The organism is Eoetvoesiella caeni (genome assembly GCF_003315175.1).
GTDB lineage: Bacteria > Pseudomonadota > Gammaproteobacteria > Burkholderiales > Burkholderiaceae_B > Eoetvoesia > Eoetvoesia caeni.
On the sequence record NZ_QNRQ01000007.1, the window covers coordinates 58284 to 74966 of the forward strand.

Sequence of the window (16683 nt, forward strand, 5' to 3'; positions counted from 1 at the left end):
ACTGTCAAGTGGCCGTTGCGGGCTCGACAGTCGCTGCGGTATGTCCGGGGGCGGCGAAACGATAAGCCCCCAGCCTTTGGAAGCACAATGCGCACAGAACCAGCAAAAGAGCCAATGCGAACAGCGCCTGGCTATAGCTGCCGAACTGACTGCGGCTGATACCGACCGCCATGATGCCCAAGGCAGCAAAAAGCTGGAAGGCTGCGAAGATCACGCCATAGATGGCTCCAAACGCCTTGATGCCGAAATAGCGGGGAATGATGTAGCTAAGTACGTCGAACTCGGCGCCCACTACAAAGCCGATGCATGCCGCGCACAAAATTGCCGAATTGAACGGCGCGCCCGTCCCCAGGCCGGATAAAGCCAAGGCGGCGACGACGCACAGCACCATCATGATGGTCGAGGCATGGATACGGTCGAGCAACCAGCCGGTACAAACACGTCCGAAGATCAAGGCTATGCCAAGCGTTGCCTGTAGTCCGCCAGCGGCTTGCGGCGTCATTCCCAGGTCGATCAATACTCGGGTCTGATGGACGATAGCCGCTGTAGTGACTGCGCCCAATAGGGAAAATGCCGCAATAATGATTTTCAGCTCGCGCGTCTGCCATGCTGCCTTCAAGTCCATGCCGCGTAGCATGCCGGCCGATTGAGCTTGATGTTTAATGGAGTCCTTGCGGTCTTTTAAAAAGAAAAATGCTATTGGCCAGGTTATGGCTATGGCCACCAAACCCAACGCAACATAGGCATGACGCCAGCCGTAATGAGTAATTATGTAAACGGCAAACGGCGGCAGCATGGCCGCGCCTATTCCGATGCCCGCATTGGCAATGCCAAAAGCCAGGCCCAGCCGCCGCTCGAACCACATGCCCGTCAGCTTGAGATAGGCTATCGGCCATGCCCCCAACCCGCACCAGGCGATAACTACCCACGCGGCATAGAACACCCAGATGTTGTTGGGCAGGAAATACATCGACGCAAAACTAAGGCCCAGCAACGGCACTGAAACCAGCACCAGCCGTCGGCCGCCAAAGCGGTCGACCAGACGGCCCTGCACGATTGATGTCAGCATGATCATGACTGAAATGATCATGGCGCCAGCGGAAATCGACGCTATGCTCCAGCCGAATTCTTTATGCAACGGGGTAATGAATGTCCCAAAGCAGAACACCAGCAGTACGCTCGGCCCCAGCGACAGCCCGACCATGCTGGCCAGCGTTGTGGCCCACCCTTGATACACCTTGCCAGACGAATCGATCAACGATTCGCTCTCCATTGTGTTGCTATGCATGTTTGTCTCCTGTGTTTTTTATAGCGTCGCCCCATGGCGCCCGGATTTTTTCTATGTACTCAAGACCGGTCAACCGGCCTTTTATTTGCACCACATCTCCTTGCATGCCTTATCCCGGCTGCTGTACCTGATGTCTCTGTTCTTGCTACCCTTGAAGCACATTGTGTAATGTGCCGATGCCTTCGATCTCCACCTCGATCACATCGCCGCTTGTCATGTATACCGGCGGCCGGCGCCCGACGCCCACGCCAGCCGGAGTTCCCGTCAGCAAAACATCGCCCGGCCTGAAGGCATACCAGTTCGAGAAATAGGCGATGGTTTCGGGAATACTGAATATAAGGTCGCTTACCGGCGATGACTGCATAACCTTGCCGTTCAGGCGTGTCGTCAACTGCAAGGTGCTTGCGTCCGGTACTTCGTCCGCCGTAAGCAAGGCGGGGCCCAGCGGGGTAAAGCCCGGAAACTGCTTGCCCATGATGTTGACTTCCCAAGTGCGGCGGGCGTCCCAGGGCGTGGTTGCCTGCCAGACATCGCTTACCCAGTCGCGTGCGGATATATCATTGGCGACGGTATAGCCTGCGACATAGTCAAGTGCCCGCTCGGCGCAAACGCAATGACAGTCGCGGCCGAACACCACCGCCAGTTCGCCTTCGTAGTCCATGTGCCCCGAAGCGTGTGGCGGGATGGCAATCGTGGCGCCGGTTCCTGTCAAGGAATTGACGCTTTTCATGAACGCCGTGGGATGCGGCGGCACCGGAGTTCCGGCCATTTCCGCCAAGTGCGAGCGATAGGCAAGGCCTGCTGCAACGACCAGGCGGGGATTGGTTACCGGAGCGAGCAGCCGTGTCGAAGCCGGGGACAACGCCCCGGTATTGCGCAGCACAGCCAGGTCGCCGGATGACAAGGCTTCCACGCGCTGTACGATCCTCCGGATGACGTCCATCCCCTCGGCTCCGGCCTCGAGGATGTCGCGCACGTTTTCGGGTATCCAGGACTGGATTGTTCCGCCAAGGGCGGCGCGCCGCAGATGCAGGATTTCACCCGACGTGGTGATGGCACCCGGCTGGCCCGTAGAGCCGCTGTCGATGGTGACCAGCTTCATTGCGGCTTAACCTCTTTGGACGTAAAAAACCTGTCGCCAAAGTCGAAGTAATCGTCATGCTGGAAGCCGTTTTCGTAATACTGGATTTCCCACCAGTTGTGATCGAGGTCTTCCATGTAGAACGAATAAACGCCATGCATGTCCATGACGTCCAGAACCTGTCTTATCCCATACTTTTCCTTGTATTCCAGGGCCTTGGCGTGTGCCTGCTCGACTTCTTCGCGGCTTGTTACGTCAAGGCCCCAATGGTTCAGGACATTGCACGGATGTATCTGGTCGCCCACCTCGACGCAGACAATGTGAAACGCCATGCCCAGCCTCACCGCCAAGGCACTGATCGCATGATGCACGCATTCCAGGCCCAGGAACTCTTCATAGAATTTTCGGGAGGCCGCTAAATCGAAGCATTCCAAAGTGCCATGTCCGAGTACATAAGGCTTGAGCACCGAAGTGCGCTCTCCAGGGTCGATACGGCAAGATTCGGGCATTGGATTCGTGGAAGTTGTCATAGGTCAGTCCTTAATGTCCAGGGCAGGAGATGCTTTATCCGCTTCGCTGACAAAAGCGTCGGCGCGGAATTCGTGGTCTGGAAGGTGGCATGCGCCAATAAAGTCGCGTCGCGCTGATTCGACGACGATGGGGGCGCCACAGGCGTAGACTTGATGGTCCGTCAGGTCTGGATAGTCCTGCATGACGGCCCGATGCACAAATCCGTCGCGACCGTCCCAGCAACAATCGGCCGTGGCGTTGCTAAGCACTGGCGTGTAGCGGATGTATGCATGGTCGCGCGCCCACTGCAGGGCAAGCTCGTGCAGATACAGGTCTGCGCGCGTTCGCCCACCCCAATAGATGTGCATGGGACGTTTGGACTTTTGGGCAATCCCATATTCCACCATTGCCTTGATAGGTGCGAAACCGGTGCCCGATGCGAGCAGCACGACAGGCTTGTCCGACTTCTGGTCCAGAAAGAACTGGCCCAGGGGCGCTTCGATGCGCAGCATTTCGCGTACTTTAAGGGTCGAGAACGCTTTATCGGTAAATGCGCCGCCCGGCATATGCCGTAAATGCAGCTCCACTTGACGAACGCCATCGGCGGCGGGTGCATTCGCAATGGAGTAGGAGCGCCGCAACGCGTCATCGAACACAATATCCAGATACTGCCCCGCATGGAAACGCAAGGGCTCATTGGGCGGCAGGCCCAGCGTCAAGGCAATTACATCTGGCGCCATGCGGGTGATCGACAAGACGCGGGAGGGAAGTTGTTGTATGGGGTGGCTTAGCGAGGTATCGTATTCGTCGATTTCTATCGTGCAGTCGCTTAGCGGCTTGGCTTGGCATAAATGAGCATAGCCTTGGGCGCGTTCTTCTTCGCTAAGGTAGGCCGGATGTACATTGCCCAGGTCGACTTGGCCCGTGGCGACCCGCCCGCGGCAGGATCGGCACACCCCCGACCGGCAACTGAACGGCAAGCCGGCTCCGGCGTTCAGGCCCGCGCCCAGAATCGCCTGTTGAGACGTGCAACTGAATTGCCGCCCGCTGGGCTGTAGTGTCACCGTATAGCTCATGCCTATACTGTCTCCGGATATATTGTTTGTTATCGGGAAAAGTATAGGAGTACGCGGCGGCCCGCACTAACAAATTGTTGTGATAGAGATTATGGGTTTTGCGAATAAGCCTCAAGCGGGCAAAGGCGCTTTAAGGAAAGCCTGGAAAGCCAGCTCGCGAAGCCAGAGGTTGGCCGGATCCGCATTGAACCGATCATGCCATTGCTGCCAAATTGGGAATGGCCCCACGTGGAAAGGCAGACGTACGCTGCGCAAGTCGGACCGGCCTCGGAGTATGGTGCCCGCCAAACGCATCGGTAGCGATAGAACCAGATCGGACGTTGCCGCTACGTCGGCCGCGCCGAGGGCATGGGCCATTGTCAGCACGACATTGCGCTCGGCAAGTATTCCTTGCTGATACAAAGTGTCTTGCAAAGCCGCGTCGCTGGCGCCGCTGGGCCGGTACGTTACATGTTGGGACTGCAGATACTCTTTGTACGTGAACGCATCCGACTGCATACTATGCTGTCGCCCTATCAAGGCCACAAAGGTCTCCTCGCACAGAACCTGTACCTGAAACCCCGGTCCCATGGGCAGCCAGCTTCCAATGGCAATATCGACCTTGCCGCTTAGCAGCAAAGCGCGCGCCTCTTCAGCACTGGAAGCGCCAACTGTCTCGAAGCGTGCGAACGGCGCCGCGGCGCGCGCGGGATTCAGGAAGCCCGGCAATAGCACTAATTGCCCTATGTCGTTGATGGCGATCCTGAACAGGCGGTCGGTTGTCGCAGGATCGAAGCGCTGGGTCTTGTCGATAGCCTGGGTGAGTTTATGCAAGCCTTCCTCGACCAGGTCGATAAGCGCGTCCGCCAGCGGCGTCGGCACCATGCCCACTTGTGTCCGCAAGAACAGCGGATCGTCGAATCGTTCGCGCAGCCGCTTAAGCGCGTTGCTGACTGCCGATTGCGTCATGTTCAGGTGTTCGCCCGCCTTGGTGACATTGCGTGTCACGTAAATGGCTTGAAACACAAGGAACAAATTCAGGTCAACCGTTCTTATATTCATATCCGGCGTGCTTGCAGCGGTAAGTAATGGCTCGAACCAGTGTTGAACCCGCTTGGTATGGGCAGGCCGGAAGCAAGGATACGCGCTACTTCACTTGCTTCAGTGCTGCCGCTGCAACCAACCCGTAAGGGTTGCCGAAGTCGTCCATCATTTCAAAGTGGTTGTAGAACTTAGCTTTGATCAGTTCGACGGGCTTGCCGGCGGCCTGCATTGCTTGGGCAAAGCTGTCGGTTTGGCGTTTGAATTCGTCAGTTTCCAGGCTGCCGTGGGCCAGTATTACCGGCGTGTGGATTTTTTCCAGATGGCGCTGTGTGCTCATGGCGTCTTCGATGGCATCCGTAAACGGGATATAGGAGGAGCGAACCGAAAGCCGCACGGGCTTGAGGTCGTACATGCCGGAAATCAAGGTCGCGCCTTTGATGATGTCGGCGGGGACACCTTGCGCCTTCCAGTCTGTGGTCAGCAGCACGCCGCCCAGGTGGGCCCCGGATGAGTGGCCCGATATGTAGATGCGGTCGCGGTCGATGCCTAGTTTGTCGGCATTTTTGTAAATCCAGACCATGGCTTTGCGCAACTGGGCGGTCATACCGTCAAGGCCAATATCCTGAACTTTGCCGAAGTCCAAGGCAGCATAGCTGATGCCTGCATGCACAAACATTTCTGCGGGAAAGTGATAACTGGATGCATTGCCTGCACGCCAGGCGCCGCCGTGAATAAATACGTGCAAAGGCGCTTTGGCGGCCTTGGCCCGGAAAAGATCCAGACCTTCGTCCTTGCTGTCACCATAGGCGAAGTGTTCAGGAGCACCCAAGCGTTGGCGAGTTACTTCGCTGCGCATGTCATAGCGTTGCAGAATTTGCTTTATGTTTGGCGCCCATTCGCCTTGGGTGTAATTGTGATCCAGCTGCGCCTGGGTGTAATTCATGAACACGGGAGCGTCTTTAGGCGTTTGCGCCATTGTGGCGGCAGGCAGAGAGAGCAGTGCGGCACTGAGTGCGGCCACGGCGATGCGTTTGATCATTGTCAGTCTCCGTTTTTTTTAGATCTAAAGTATACCTTTGCAGCCGCTACACTGCGCCCGCAAATGAAAATCCTTGCCCAGGCGCCGCAGCCAACAAGGTCTTGGTGTAGGCGTGTTGGGGCGCAAAAAAGACGTCTTTGATTTCGCCCTGTTCGACCACTTCGCCCTGACTCATGACGATGACGCGGTCGCAAATCTGGCTGGCGACGCGAAGATCGTGGGTGATGAACAATATACCGATAGACAAGCGCTGCTGGATGTCGGCAAGCAGGTCCAGGATTTGCGCCTGTACGGAGACGTCCAGCGCGGATACGGCTTCGTCGGCTATCAGAATTTTGGGTTCGCACGCCAGGGCGCGGGCGATGGAAATGCGTTGGCGCTGTCCGCCTGAAAATTCGCTGGGGTAGCGGCGTAGCGCGTCGGGGCTTAGCCGCACCAGGGTCATCAGTTCTTCGGCGCGTGCCCAGGCCTGGTCGCGCGGAATTCCGAAATTGATGGGGCCTTCGATAATGGAGGCGCCCACGGTCTGGCGCGGATTCAGCGATCGGTACGGATCCTGGAAAATGACCTGGACCAGGCGCCGGAGCGCCGACAGATGCTTGACGCCCAGATGTGCGAACGAGTGCTCGCCAGAGATAATGTCGCCGGATGTCGGGTCTATCAGGCGGGCAATGCAGCGCGCCACGGTGGATTTTCCGGAACCGGATTCGCCGACGATACCCAGCGTCTCGCCGGGCCGGATCGACAGCGAGATGTCCTTGGCGGCCTGCACGATGCGCCGCTTGCCGGGCCAACTGCCGGTCTTGTAGGTTTTGCTAAGGTTGCGCACGTCAAGCAGCGGCACGGCATTGCCCAAGGGCGGGCGTTGCGGTGCGCCCAGCTCGGGCACGGCCTTCAGCAGCATTTTGGTGTAGGCCTCTTGGGGCCGGGTCAGGACGTCCAGCTTAGGGCCTTTCTCGACCATATCGCCCAATTGCAGCACAACGACTTCATCGGCAATTTCGGCGACCACGCCGAAGTCGTGGGTAATGAACAGAACGGCAGTGCCGTTTTCGTTTTGCAGTTCCAGTATGAGCTTGAGAATTTCGGCCTGGGTTGTAACGTCCAGCGCCGTGGTGGGCTCGTCGCAAATAAGCAGCGCGGGCTTCAGGATGAGGGCGATGGCTATGACAATGCGTTGGCGTTGGCCCCCGGATAGCTGGTGGGGATAGGACGAGAAAACGCGGTCGGGGTCCGGCAGTTTTACGTGGCGGAAGATCTCGAGGATTCTTGCCTTGCGTTGGGCCGGCGCCATGTTGACGTGCCGCGCCAGCATTTCGTCGACTTGCGCGCCGCAAGTCATTACGGGGTTCAGCGCCGTCATGGGCTCTTGGAACACCATGGCCATGGACGTGCCGCGCAAGCTGCGCAATTTGTCGGCGCTTGCTCCAACCAGTTCGGTGCCTTGCAGCTTGATCGAACCGGCCTGGGGTTTGACTTCTTCAGGCAATAAGCCCATGACGGCGCTGGCTATCACGGATTTGCCCGAGCCGGATTCGCCTACCAGGCACACTACCTTGCCGGGGGCGACATCGAACGAAATGTGCCGAACGGCATAGCGCCTGTCGGCGCCGGCCGGCAAGGCTATCGTCAGGTTTTCAATTGACAGTACGTTGGGCACTGCGGCGGTGGTTTGCATTGTTCAGCCTCCACGCTTGTTGAATTTGGGGTCCAGCATGTCGCGCAAGCCATCGCCGAAAATATTGACCGCCAGGACTGTCAGGCTAAGGAAGATGCCCGGCAACAATACGCCGTGGGGATATTGGTTGAACTGCGCGCGGCCGTCGGCCATGATGTTGCCCCATGTGGCCATTTCCGCCGGCAGCCCAACGCCCAGGAAGGAAAGAATGGCTTCGACAAGAATTGCCGCCGCGCACACAAATGTGCCTTGAATGATCAATGGCGCTATGGCGTTGGGCAAAATATGCCGCAGCAGCACTTTCCAGGTGGGGGTGTCCAGGGCCATGGCGGCTTCCACATAGGGCTCTTCGCGTACGGTCAGCACGACCGAACGCAGCAGGCGTGCCACTCGCGGAATCTCGGGAATGGCAATGGCCACGATTACGGTGGTAAGGGTGCCGCCGAATAAGGCCACCAGGCTGATCGCGAACAATATGCCGGGAATGGCCATTACTCCGTCCATGACGCGCATGATCAAGCCGTCCAGATGGCGGAAATAGCCGGCCAGAAGGCCGATCAGTATGCCTACGAACACAGCCAGGACCGCCACCGCCAGCCCCACGGTGATGGAAACACGGGCGCCATACAAAGTACGGCTCCAGATATCCCGGCCCAGGCTGTCGGACCCCATGATGTATAGATGGTTGAACGAGTCGCCTGCCAGGCTGACGAATTCGGCCTGTGTGCCGGGCAGCAGGTTGCCATTGGCCGGGTCCATGACCTGGGGATCGATGGTACCCAGCCAGGGCGCGAAGATGGCCATCAGAATCAATATCAGCAATACGATGCCGCCAATGCGGACCGACCAGTTCGACAGCACGCGGCGCATCAGCGAGCGCCTGCGTACGGGCGCCGGCATCGTGTCGTCGTTATAAAGGTCCGGCGGCTGTTTGGCGCCTGGCGCCATGGCTTCGTCGAGAGTCTTCAATTTTTTAGCCTTAATACCGGACGCGCGGGTCGAGGACCAGATAGCTCAGGTCGACCAGCAGATTGATCATGACGTAGATCACGGAGAAGAACAGGGTAATGGCCTGGATGAGCGGGAAGTCGCGCGACAGCACGGCGTCTACTGTAAGTTGTCCCAGGCCCGGAATGGCGAACACGGTTTCGGTCACCACCACCCCGCCGATCAGCAAGGCCACGCCTATGCCGATGACCGTTACTATGGGGATGGCCGCATTGGCCAAGGCATGCCGCATCAGCACGCGAAGTTCGGACACTCCTTTTGCACGCGCGGTGCGGATGTAGTCTTCGGTCAGCGCTTCGGCCACGGCCGCGCGGGTTACCCGTGCAATCAGGGCTACGTAAATGATGGACAAGGTAATGGCGGGCAGGACCAAGTGGTGCAGCCAGCCCCAGAAGTCGTCGCTGAACCGGGTGTATCCCTGAGTTGGAAACCAGTTCCAGTGCAGGGCGAAAGCCCAAATCATGAGATAGCCGATGACGAACGAGGGAATGGAAAACCCCAGCACGGAAAACCCCATCAGCGTTCGGTCCAGCCAGCCGCCATGGCGCCACGCCGCCGCAACCCCCAGGGGGATGGCGACGACGATGGTAATAAGCAGGGTAAGCAGCGACAGGGAAACAGTGGGTTCGATGCGCTGCGCAATCAGGTGGGTGACCTTCATCTTCATGAAGTAGGACTCGCCCAGGTCGCCCTGAGCCAGGCGGCCAACCCAGTGCGTGAACTGCACGGGCAGGGAGTCGTTCAGCCCCAGTTCGGCCCGCACACGGGCTATGTCGGCCGAGGTTCCGCTGTTGCCCACGATCATTGCGGCTGGGTCGCCGGGAGCCAGCCGCAGCATTAAAAATACTATCAACGCCACAATGACAAGCACTGGGACGGTTGCCACAATTCGGCGAACCAAAAGCACTAGCATTGGAACCTCGGGGTCATCGGTAGTAGAAGCATGGTTTTGCCTGTCAGGCGGTGCGCCGGTTTGCATGCGGCGCACCGTTGATTCGAGTGGCTTAGTTTTTCTTTATATTCCAGAAAACAGAGACGGGCGAATCGACCAGGCCGCTGACCACGCCTTTACGCACCGCGGTAAAGTTGGTGGACTCGCCCAATGGCGCGTACAAGCCATAGTTGAAGACTTCTGTCTGAATGGCCTGGGCCAGTTCTTTGCGTTTGGCGGGATCCATAGTGGCCAGGAACTGTCCCTTCAGGTCTTCGAGCTTGGGGTCGGTGGCCCATCCGAACCAGCCCTTTTCGCCATTGCCAGTCATGGGCGCGAAAAATAGCGGGTTCATGGTGTCGGAAGCGCCCCAGCCCGTGACAAACATATTCCAGCCGCCTTTGTCCGCGGGGTCTTTCTTGGCCCGGCGTGCCAGCAGCGAAGGCCAGTCCATCGAGACCAGGTCTACCTTGAAGCCGCCCTGGCGCAGCAGTTGAGCCAATACGACGGGGAATTTATTAAGCAGGGTGAAGTCGGACGGATTCATCAAGACGATGGGCGTGCCGTCGTAGCCGGCTTCTTTCAAGAGCGCCTTGGATTTTTCGAACTGGGGCTTGCCGGTGAAGTAGGAGGTATCGTCCGTGGCATACGTGGAGCCGCAGGGATAGATGGATGTGCAGGTGTTGTAGAGGTCCTTATTGACCATTTGGGCACGCATCAGCGCCTGCTGATTGATGCTCATGATTGCCGCTTGCGATATCTTCGGATTATTGAAGGGCGGAATCAAGTGGTTCAGGTGCATGGCATACGAACCTTTGGGAACGGGCACCAGCAACTGGATGTTGGGATTGGCCTTGAGCGCTGCATATTGCTCGGGAGGCGTCCAGGACAGCATGTCGACTTCGCCGTTGATCAAAGCGTTTGCCTGGGTTTGGCCGTCTTTCAAAATAACCCATTCGACTCGATCAACATAGACATGCTTGCCGCCCGCGGTTCCCGATGGCGCTTCGGACCGCGGTACATACTTGGTGTTTTTTTCGTAGACGACTTTTTCGCCCGGGCGGAACTCGTCTTTCTTGAAAATATATGGGCCCGAGCCCGTGTAGTCGCTGATTTGCTTGTCGGCCGGTGTTTGGGCAACACGTTCGGGCATGATGAATGGCGGGTTCGACGCGGGCTTGCTCAAGGCTTCCAGCACCATGCCGAATGGTTGTTTAAAAGTAATGGTGAATGTCTTGTCGTCGACGGCTTCGAATTTATCGATGGCGGCAAACATCTTTTGTCCCAGGCCATCGCGCTGTCCCCAGCGTTTGATCGAAGGGATGACATCCTTGGTGGTTACGGGTTGGCCGTCGTGCCATGCCAGCCCGTCGCGCAAGGTGAACGTCCATTTCATACCGTCCGGACTTTTGGTGTAGGTATCGACCATTTGCGGATGCACGTCGCCCTTGGTATCTACGCCGAAAAGCGTGTCGTAAATCATGTAGCCGTGGTCGCGCGTTACAAATGCTGTGGTCCAGATGGGATCCAGGACTTTCAGATCGGCCTGGGGCACCATGCGTAATACGTTTTTGTCATTGTTGGGGGCGGCAAAGGACATTGAGGCAGCAGCCAGCATGACGCCGGCAATCAATGGTTTTATAGCTTTTTTGAACATTTTCTTGTCTCCATTGGGGTGGGCAGGTCAGGTATTACGATTTGCCATGGCATAACCATGCCGATGCCGCGGTAAGCATCGATTGCAATCCGGTCTTTAGCGTGGGGTTGAGGACTGGCGCAAATTTGGGTGAATGGTTATTGGGTATGTGGTTGAGCGTATTGTTCTGTTTTGCTTCGTTGTACACGGCGGGGTCGGTGCCGCCCACGAACCAGAAGACATAAGGCACACCCCATACGCGGCCAAAGACGCTGAAGTCTTCGCTGGCCGCGAACGGTTCGGTTTCGTAGGCTTGTTCGCCGAACTGGCGCTTGAACGCCTGCGCCGCCTTGTGGGTGGCTTCGACGTCGTTTCGTGTAATCGGGTAGCTGTTTATCGTAGTGAATTCGGGCTCTTTGGGCGCGTTCGAGGCCATGCATTCGGCGCAGCAGATGCGCTTGATTGCGCCCAGAATGTGGCTGCGGACGTTTTCATCGTAGGTGCGGACGTTCAGCTTTAGCGTGGCGTCGTCGGGAATGATGTTTTCTTTGGTGCCCGCTTGAAGCGAACCTATGGTCAGCACGGCATTGTCGGAGGGGGCGATTTCGCGCGACACGATGGTTTGCAGCCGCAAGGCGGTGGATGCGGCCATAATGACCGGATCGATGGATGTTTGCGGTTGCGAACCATGCGATCCGCGCCCGAACAGCTTGACTTTTATGCTGTCGCCGGCCGCGAGAATAATGCCGTCCCGATACCCTACCATGCCGGCCGGGGCAACCATGACATGTTGGCCAAGGATAACGTCGGGCTTGGGAAAGCGTTCTACCATGCCATCGTCCATCATGCATTGCGCGCCACGGCCCACCTCTTCGCCGGGTTGGAATACAGCCAGCACCGTGCCTTGCCAGTGTTGTCGATTTTCGATAAGGACTTGGGCTGCGCCAAGCAGCCAGGTAGTGTGCATGTCGTGGCCGCACGCGTGGGCGACGCCTACCTCGGTGCCATCGTCATCTTTAACTCTGACCGTGCTGGCATAAGGCAAGCCCGTCATTTCGGTGACCGGCAGGCCGTCCATGTCGGCCCGAAGCATGACGGTTGGGCCTTCGCCGTTCTTCAATACGCCTACGACTCCCGTTATGCCAACCTGGCTGGAGACTTCGAAGCCGAGTTTTTCCAGATAACTGGACACGATGCCGGCAGTGCGGACTTCGTTCATGGACAGTTCGGGATTCTGGTGCAAGTCTTTGTATATTTCCTCTAGAACAGGCAGCAATTTGCTGCTTGAGGCTTCAAGGGCTTGGGTGAGCGGGTTCATCCTGTCTCCGGTTCGTTCGGTTTGCGGTATTGGCGGCATGGCCTGTTCCGTCCGATATTGGCTGAATTATTCTCGGTTTATTTCAAGTTGGCTATAGATGAAAACGTCTATATCGCCAAAAATTAGTTGCATTGATCAACTAAATTGTGAGAGCAGGAGATAACGTCTGTCAACAGATGATTCCCCTAGGATCCTGCCTGCCGGTTCGGCCGTCTCGGCCATCGGCACGATGTTTTGCCGCCGAGGCAATTCTTGCCGAAAACGGCTTGCCGAGCGGGCGTATTGTCTTGATCCTGAATGGCTTTCAAAGCATCCAGTCAATCGGCAATAGCGAAAGAAAGCCCACGGCCAGGCGGCGCCAAAGACTGGCGCCGGGCTCGGTGTCGTGGCGAATTTCTTTGCCATCTTTCTGTTCGATCCAATAAAGATCGCCCGTTTCCGACAGATGTACTTCGTAGGCGATTTCCGGAACCTTGTCGTGGAACGCTTTGGCGATAGCCCGTGCCAACTCGGGGCTGTCGATGACGAAGCCAAGTTCAGTGTTGAGTTTTGCCGAGCGCGGATCGAAGTTGAATGAACCGACAAAAACCCGCGATCCATCTACCGAGAATGTTTTGGCGTGCAGACTGGAGCCGGAAATGCCAAAACGGCCCGCGCTTTGCTTTTCTTGGCTGTCCGAGGATAGGCGGCGCATTTCATAAAGTTTGATTCCCGCCCGTAGCAGAGGTTTGCGCCGCTTGGCGTAGCCGGCGTGTACTGCAACGACGTCGGTGGCCTCGAGCGAGTTGGTCAGGATTTGTATTTTTACGCCGCGCTTGGCCATGGCGGTAAAGTTCTCGACGCCGGCCGCGGTAGGCACGAAATAGGAAGAAACCAGCTCGACCTCGGACTTCGGCTTGCCGATGATTTGCCCGAGCTCATGCGTCAACAGTTCGTTGGGGGGCGCCTCGCGCAGGCCTTTGCTTGGATCGTCGCTGACCATTTTTGTTTTTGCCCATTGCAGGTCGATGGTGCCGTCCGACAATTGGCGGATCAGGCTGGAACCACGCAGCGCCTTGAAATAAGCGCTGGCGCGTGGGTCGTTTTCCAGTTTGGAAGCCCGCTCTTCCAGCAATTGAAGCTGCAAGGGGTCGCCGGGCGGCAAAATAAGGCTTACCGGATATGACGATAGGCTGTTCCAATAGTCGTCGAAGTTGCGCGAGACGTCCTTGACCACCGGCCCTATTGCCAGCACGTCAAGGTCGGCAAAAACCATGTCGTCGGCGGCTCCGAAATACTCATCGCCGATATTGCGGCCGCCGACGATGGTGACTTGATTGTCGGCCGTGAACGATTTGTTATGCATGCGCCGGTTCAAGCGGGAAAAATCGCTTAGATAATTTATCCAACGGGGCGAGCGTATGAAAAACGGGTTGAACAGGCGTATTTCGATATTGGGATGCGAGTCCAGCGCGGCCAATAGGCTATCCAGGCCCGAGGTCGTCATGTCGTCAAGCAGCAGGCGTACGCGCACGCCGCGTTCGGCGGCCATGCGCAGCGAATCGAACAGCAGGGTACCTGTCAGGTCGCCATGCCAGATGTAGTATTGGATATCGAGTGTGCGTTGCGCGGCCCTGGCCAAAAGGACCCGTGCGGCAAAAGCCTCGCGAGCGTCCGCCAGTGTGTGGATGCCGGTTTTGCCGGGGTAAGGAGAGCTAAGGCGCATGCCGGCCTTGCCCAGTGTGGTGGCTTGCGACTCTTCGGGTGTTAACGCATGCGTGATGGTACGGTCGGCCAGTGATGGCGCGGTCGTGCAGCCCGTAATCAATAGTGACGCCAGGGAAATGCACAAAGCGTAAATCATCACACGTATTCGTATGTTCATTGTGCCGGGAGTCCGCAAGTTGTTGGGTTGGGAGTTTCAGGCTGTGTCAACGAGACCGTAGCCCAGTATAAAAGAAGGAAGCGGCTTGACCTACTTTGACCTTTGTAACGCTGCTGATACACCATGGCCAGGCGTACGTTGGTATATTGCTGAAGGACAACTCTTTGTCCATGTGGCAGCACAACTTGTTGAAAGATTCATTTTCAGTTGTTCAAACACTTAGGGGATTACCATGGGTTTTTTTAGCAAGATTCTTCAAAAGCTGGGCATCGGCGATGCGGCCGCGGCCCCCGCCAACGAGGCGTCACCCGCTTCAGCGCCGTCCGCTCCGGCATCAAGCGCGGCACCGTCCGGCGTCATGCCTATGGTCGACGTAGTCGCCCAACTGGAACAAAAGGCCGCTGCAAACCCGCAAAAGCTGAACTGGCGCACTTCCATCGTCGATCTGCTGAAGCTTTTGGACATCGACAGCAGCCTTGCTGCGCGCAAGGAATTGGCGCAAGAGCTTGGTTGCCCGGCAAACTTGATGGGGGATTCGGCCCAAATGAATATTTGGCTGCACAAGACCGTGCTGGCGCGAATCGCTGCCAATGGCGGCAACGTGCCGCAAGAGCTTTTAAGCTAATTCACATTTACGTCCGCCGGAGCCCGGCCGGTGCCATGCTGGACAGGAACGGCAATAGCAATGTCCCGGACGACGGCGTGCCGCCTGGGCGGCACGCCAACGCACCGACTCGGCTTCATGTAGCGCTTTGAAGCGTGCCTGTCCAGGACTATGATGCATTGACAGTCCGAAGAATATTCGAGGCAATTCGTCAACAATTTCGGGGGCCGAACATGAACATACTGATGGTGCTGACTTCGCATGGCAAGTTGGGCGCAACCGGCAGGCGCACCGGTTTCTGGCTGGAGGAGTTCGCCTCGCCTTACTATGTGTTCAAGGACGCGGGCGCGAAGGTAACTATTGCGTCGCCGCTGGGCGGACAGCCGCCAATGGATCCGGCCAGCGACGAACCCGCCGGGCAAACCGATGCAACCCACCGCTTCAAGGCCGATGCCGACGCCCAGGATGCGTTGGCAAACACCATAAAGCTTTCCGAAGTGTCCGCGGAAGATTACGATGCGGTGTTTTATCCCGGCGGACACGGTCCGCTGTGGGACCTGGCCGAGAATGCCTTTTCCATTGGCTTGATCAGGTCGATGTACAACAGCGGCAAGCCGGTGGCCGCGGTATGCCACGCGCCGGGAGTCCTGCGCCACGTCAAAGGCGCCGGCGACAGCCTGCTGGTCAAGGGCAAGAATGTGACAGGATTCGCCAACACAGAAGAAGAGGCCGCAGGGCTTGCCAAGGTCGTGCCGTTCCTCGTTGAAGACATGCTCAAGAAAAGTGGTGGCCTTTATACAAAAGCCGCCGACTGGCAGCCGCATGTCGTCGAGGACGGCTTGTTGATTACCGGACAAAATCCAGCCTCGTCCGAAGCGGCGGCAAAGGCGCTGCTAAAACGGCTCGAGTAGTTGGCCGCTGGCCTTTGCGCAGCCCCCGCCGGGCTTCGGCAGGCGGACAAGCACACCATGGAGTTCCGGAATCAGCTATGCCGCACGATGGCTTGCCGGTGCGGCCGCACGAATGGACGCGGGCATGCCTATAATCGCCATACACTCAATCAAGGAAAGACCATGACTATTTCTCTGTACGCTGCTTCCGTTCCGGTTTTCAAGCAAATGCTTGATGGCCTGGATGCCATTCTTGTGAAGGCGGAAGAATATGCCGCCGCCCGGAATATCGAACCTGGCGTCCTTTTGCAGTCGCGGCTTTTTCCCGACATGTTGCAAATGCTGCGCCAGGTGCAGATTGCCTGTGATTTTGCCCGCGGTGTATCGGCCCGACTGGCTGGGCTGGAGGTGCCGAAGTTCGATGACAGTGAGCAAAGCTTCGCTGACCTGCGCGAGCTGATCAAAAAGACGCTGGCCTTTATTGAAGGCATCAAGCCATCGCAAATCGATGGCCAGGAAAACCGCGAAATCGTCTTGCGCCCCGGCACGCCCAAGGAAAAGAAGCTTACCGGCCAGTCTTACTTGCTTAGCTATGGCCTGCCGCAGTTCTTCTTTCATATCACCACGGCATACGGCAATTTGCGCCACAACGGACTGGAAGTGGGCAAGCGCGACTATATGGGGCAATACTGAGCTAGATATTGGCAGCCTGCTGCCAAACTGACGGGGGTTTAGCC

Annotated in this window: 15 protein-coding genes; 3 read left to right on the forward strand and 12 right to left on the reverse strand. The window is 57.5% G+C overall.

The window, feature by feature from the left end; all coding sequences use genetic code 11:
- Positions 1 to 4: 4 nt before the first annotated feature.
- The 12 genes from DFR37_RS13595 to DFR37_RS13650 all read right to left on the reverse strand — a co-directional run bounded on the left by DFR37_RS13595 (position 5) and on the right by DFR37_RS13650 (position 14452).
- On the reverse strand, positions 5 to 1288 hold the full coding sequence (locus DFR37_RS13595; protein ID WP_113933863.1) for an MFS transporter: 1284 nt from the start codon (positions 1286 to 1288) through the stop codon (positions 5 to 7).
- 145 nt (positions 1289 to 1433) lie between these two features.
- Positions 1434 to 2390 carry a fumarylacetoacetate hydrolase family protein gene (locus DFR37_RS13600; RefSeq protein ID WP_113933864.1) on the reverse strand — a complete coding sequence of 319 codons (957 nt, stop codon included), beginning with the start codon at positions 2388 to 2390 and terminating at the stop codon, positions 1434 to 1436.
- The gene (locus tag DFR37_RS13605) at positions 2387 to 2899 is read right to left on the reverse strand and encodes a VOC family protein (RefSeq protein WP_242341852.1); all 513 of its coding nucleotides are present in this window, start codon (positions 2897 to 2899) and stop codon (positions 2387 to 2389) included. Before DFR37_RS13605 ends, DFR37_RS13600 begins: the two co-directional genes overlap by 4 nt.
- Positions 2900 to 2902: 3 nt before the next feature.
- Positions 2903 to 3955, reverse strand: a complete 1053-nt coding sequence (locus DFR37_RS13610; protein WP_113933865.1) for a CDP-6-deoxy-delta-3,4-glucoseen reductase — start codon at positions 3953 to 3955, stop codon at positions 2903 to 2905.
- A gap of 111 nt (positions 3956 to 4066) precedes the next feature.
- Entirely contained in the window at positions 4067 to 4996 is a 930-nt protein-coding gene (locus tag DFR37_RS13615; RefSeq protein WP_113933866.1) for a LysR family transcriptional regulator, read from the reverse strand.
- Positions 4997 to 5081: 85 nt separating this feature from the next.
- Positions 5082 to 6017 (reverse strand): alpha/beta hydrolase, encoded by a 936-nt coding sequence (locus DFR37_RS13620; RefSeq protein WP_113933867.1) that lies wholly within the window; start codon positions 6015 to 6017, stop codon positions 5082 to 5084.
- A 46-nt stretch (positions 6018 to 6063) separates the two neighbouring features.
- Positions 6064 to 7695 (reverse strand): dipeptide ABC transporter ATP-binding protein, encoded by a 1632-nt coding sequence (locus DFR37_RS13625; RefSeq protein ID WP_113933868.1) that lies wholly within the window; start codon positions 7693 to 7695, stop codon positions 6064 to 6066.
- A 3-nt stretch (positions 7696 to 7698) separates the two neighbouring features.
- Positions 7699 to 8595: an ABC transporter permease gene (locus DFR37_RS13630; RefSeq protein ID WP_211317253.1), complete on the reverse strand. Its 897-nt coding sequence runs from the start codon at positions 8593 to 8595 to the stop codon at positions 7699 to 7701.
- 79 nt (positions 8596 to 8674) lie between these two features.
- Complete coding sequence (locus DFR37_RS13635; RefSeq protein ID WP_113934016.1) at positions 8675 to 9616, reverse strand: ABC transporter permease; 942 nt, start codon at positions 9614 to 9616, stop codon at positions 8675 to 8677.
- 91 nt (positions 9617 to 9707) lie between these two features.
- Positions 9708 to 11291 (reverse strand): ABC transporter substrate-binding protein, encoded by a 1584-nt coding sequence (locus DFR37_RS13640; RefSeq protein ID WP_113933869.1) that lies wholly within the window; start codon positions 11289 to 11291, stop codon positions 9708 to 9710.
- A 34-nt stretch (positions 11292 to 11325) separates the two neighbouring features.
- Positions 11326 to 12588 carry a M20 family metallopeptidase gene (locus tag DFR37_RS13645; RefSeq protein WP_113933870.1) on the reverse strand — a complete coding sequence of 421 codons (1263 nt, stop codon included), beginning with the start codon at positions 12586 to 12588 and terminating at the stop codon, positions 11326 to 11328.
- 304 nt (positions 12589 to 12892) lie between these two features.
- Positions 12893 to 14452, reverse strand: a complete 1560-nt coding sequence (locus tag DFR37_RS13650; RefSeq protein ID WP_113933871.1) for a phospholipase D family protein — start codon at positions 14450 to 14452, stop codon at positions 12893 to 12895.
- 232 nt (positions 14453 to 14684) lie between these two features.
- Between DFR37_RS13650 and DFR37_RS13655 the strand changes: the two genes are divergently transcribed.
- The 3 genes from DFR37_RS13655 (at position 14685) to DFR37_RS13665 (ending at position 16639) form a co-directional block, all read left to right on the forward strand.
- The gene (locus DFR37_RS13655) at positions 14685 to 15077 is read left to right on the forward strand and encodes a DUF3597 domain-containing protein (RefSeq protein WP_113933872.1); all 393 of its coding nucleotides are present in this window, start codon (positions 14685 to 14687) and stop codon (positions 15075 to 15077) included.
- 212 nt (positions 15078 to 15289) lie between these two features.
- Positions 15290 to 15967: a type 1 glutamine amidotransferase domain-containing protein gene (locus DFR37_RS13660; protein WP_113933873.1), complete on the forward strand. Its 678-nt coding sequence runs from the start codon at positions 15290 to 15292 to the stop codon at positions 15965 to 15967.
- Between the two features lie 162 nt (positions 15968 to 16129).
- A complete protein-coding gene (locus tag DFR37_RS13665) occupies positions 16130 to 16639 on the forward strand; it encodes a DUF1993 domain-containing protein (RefSeq protein ID WP_113933874.1) in 510 nt (169 codons plus the stop codon).
- The last annotated feature ends 44 nt before the right edge of the window (positions 16640 to 16683 follow it).

Excerpts from the sequence above, each read along its gene's own strand:
- DFR37_RS13625 (WP_113933868.1), bottom strand. The coding sequence starts at position 7,695 with ATGCAAACCACCGCCGCAGTGCCCAACGTACTGTCAATTGAAAACCTG.
- DFR37_RS13610 (WP_113933865.1), bottom strand. The coding sequence starts at position 3,955 with ATGAGCTATACGGTGACACTACAGCCCAGCGGGCGGCAATTCAGTTGC.
- DFR37_RS13600 (WP_113933864.1), bottom strand. The coding sequence starts at position 2,390 with ATGAAGCTGGTCACCATCGACAGCGGCTCTACGGGCCAGCCGGGTGCC.
- DFR37_RS13635 (WP_113934016.1), bottom strand. The coding sequence starts at position 9,616 with ATGCTAGTGCTTTTGGTTCGCCGAATTGTGGCAACCGTCCCAGTGCTT.
- DFR37_RS13630 (WP_211317253.1), bottom strand. The coding sequence starts at position 8,595 with ATGCCGGCGCCCGTACGCAGGCGCTCGCTGATGCGCCGCGTGCTGTCG.
- DFR37_RS13640 (WP_113933869.1), bottom strand. The coding sequence starts at position 11,291 with ATGTTCAAAAAAGCTATAAAACCATTGATTGCCGGCGTCATGCTGGCT.
- DFR37_RS13605 (WP_242341852.1), bottom strand. The coding sequence starts at position 2,899 with ATGACAACTTCCACGAATCCAATGCCCGAATCTTGCCGTATCGACCCT.
- DFR37_RS13650 (WP_113933871.1), bottom strand. The coding sequence starts at position 14,452 with ATGAACATACGAATACGTGTGATGATTTACGCTTTGTGCATTTCCCTG.
- DFR37_RS13665 (WP_113933874.1), top strand. The coding sequence starts at position 16,130 with ATGACTATTTCTCTGTACGCTGCTTCCGTTCCGGTTTTCAAGCAAATG.
- DFR37_RS13615 (WP_113933866.1), bottom strand. The coding sequence starts at position 4,996 with ATGAATATAAGAACGGTTGACCTGAATTTGTTCCTTGTGTTTCAAGCC.
- DFR37_RS13620 (WP_113933867.1), bottom strand. The coding sequence starts at position 6,017 with ATGATCAAACGCATCGCCGTGGCCGCACTCAGTGCCGCACTGCTCTCT.
- DFR37_RS13655 (WP_113933872.1), top strand. The coding sequence starts at position 14,685 with ATGGGTTTTTTTAGCAAGATTCTTCAAAAGCTGGGCATCGGCGATGCG.
- DFR37_RS13660 (WP_113933873.1), top strand. The coding sequence starts at position 15,290 with ATGAACATACTGATGGTGCTGACTTCGCATGGCAAGTTGGGCGCAACC.
- DFR37_RS13645 (WP_113933870.1), bottom strand. The coding sequence starts at position 12,588 with ATGAACCCGCTCACCCAAGCCCTTGAAGCCTCAAGCAGCAAATTGCTG.
- DFR37_RS13595 (WP_113933863.1), bottom strand. The coding sequence starts at position 1,288 with ATGCATAGCAACACAATGGAGAGCGAATCGTTGATCGATTCGTCTGGC.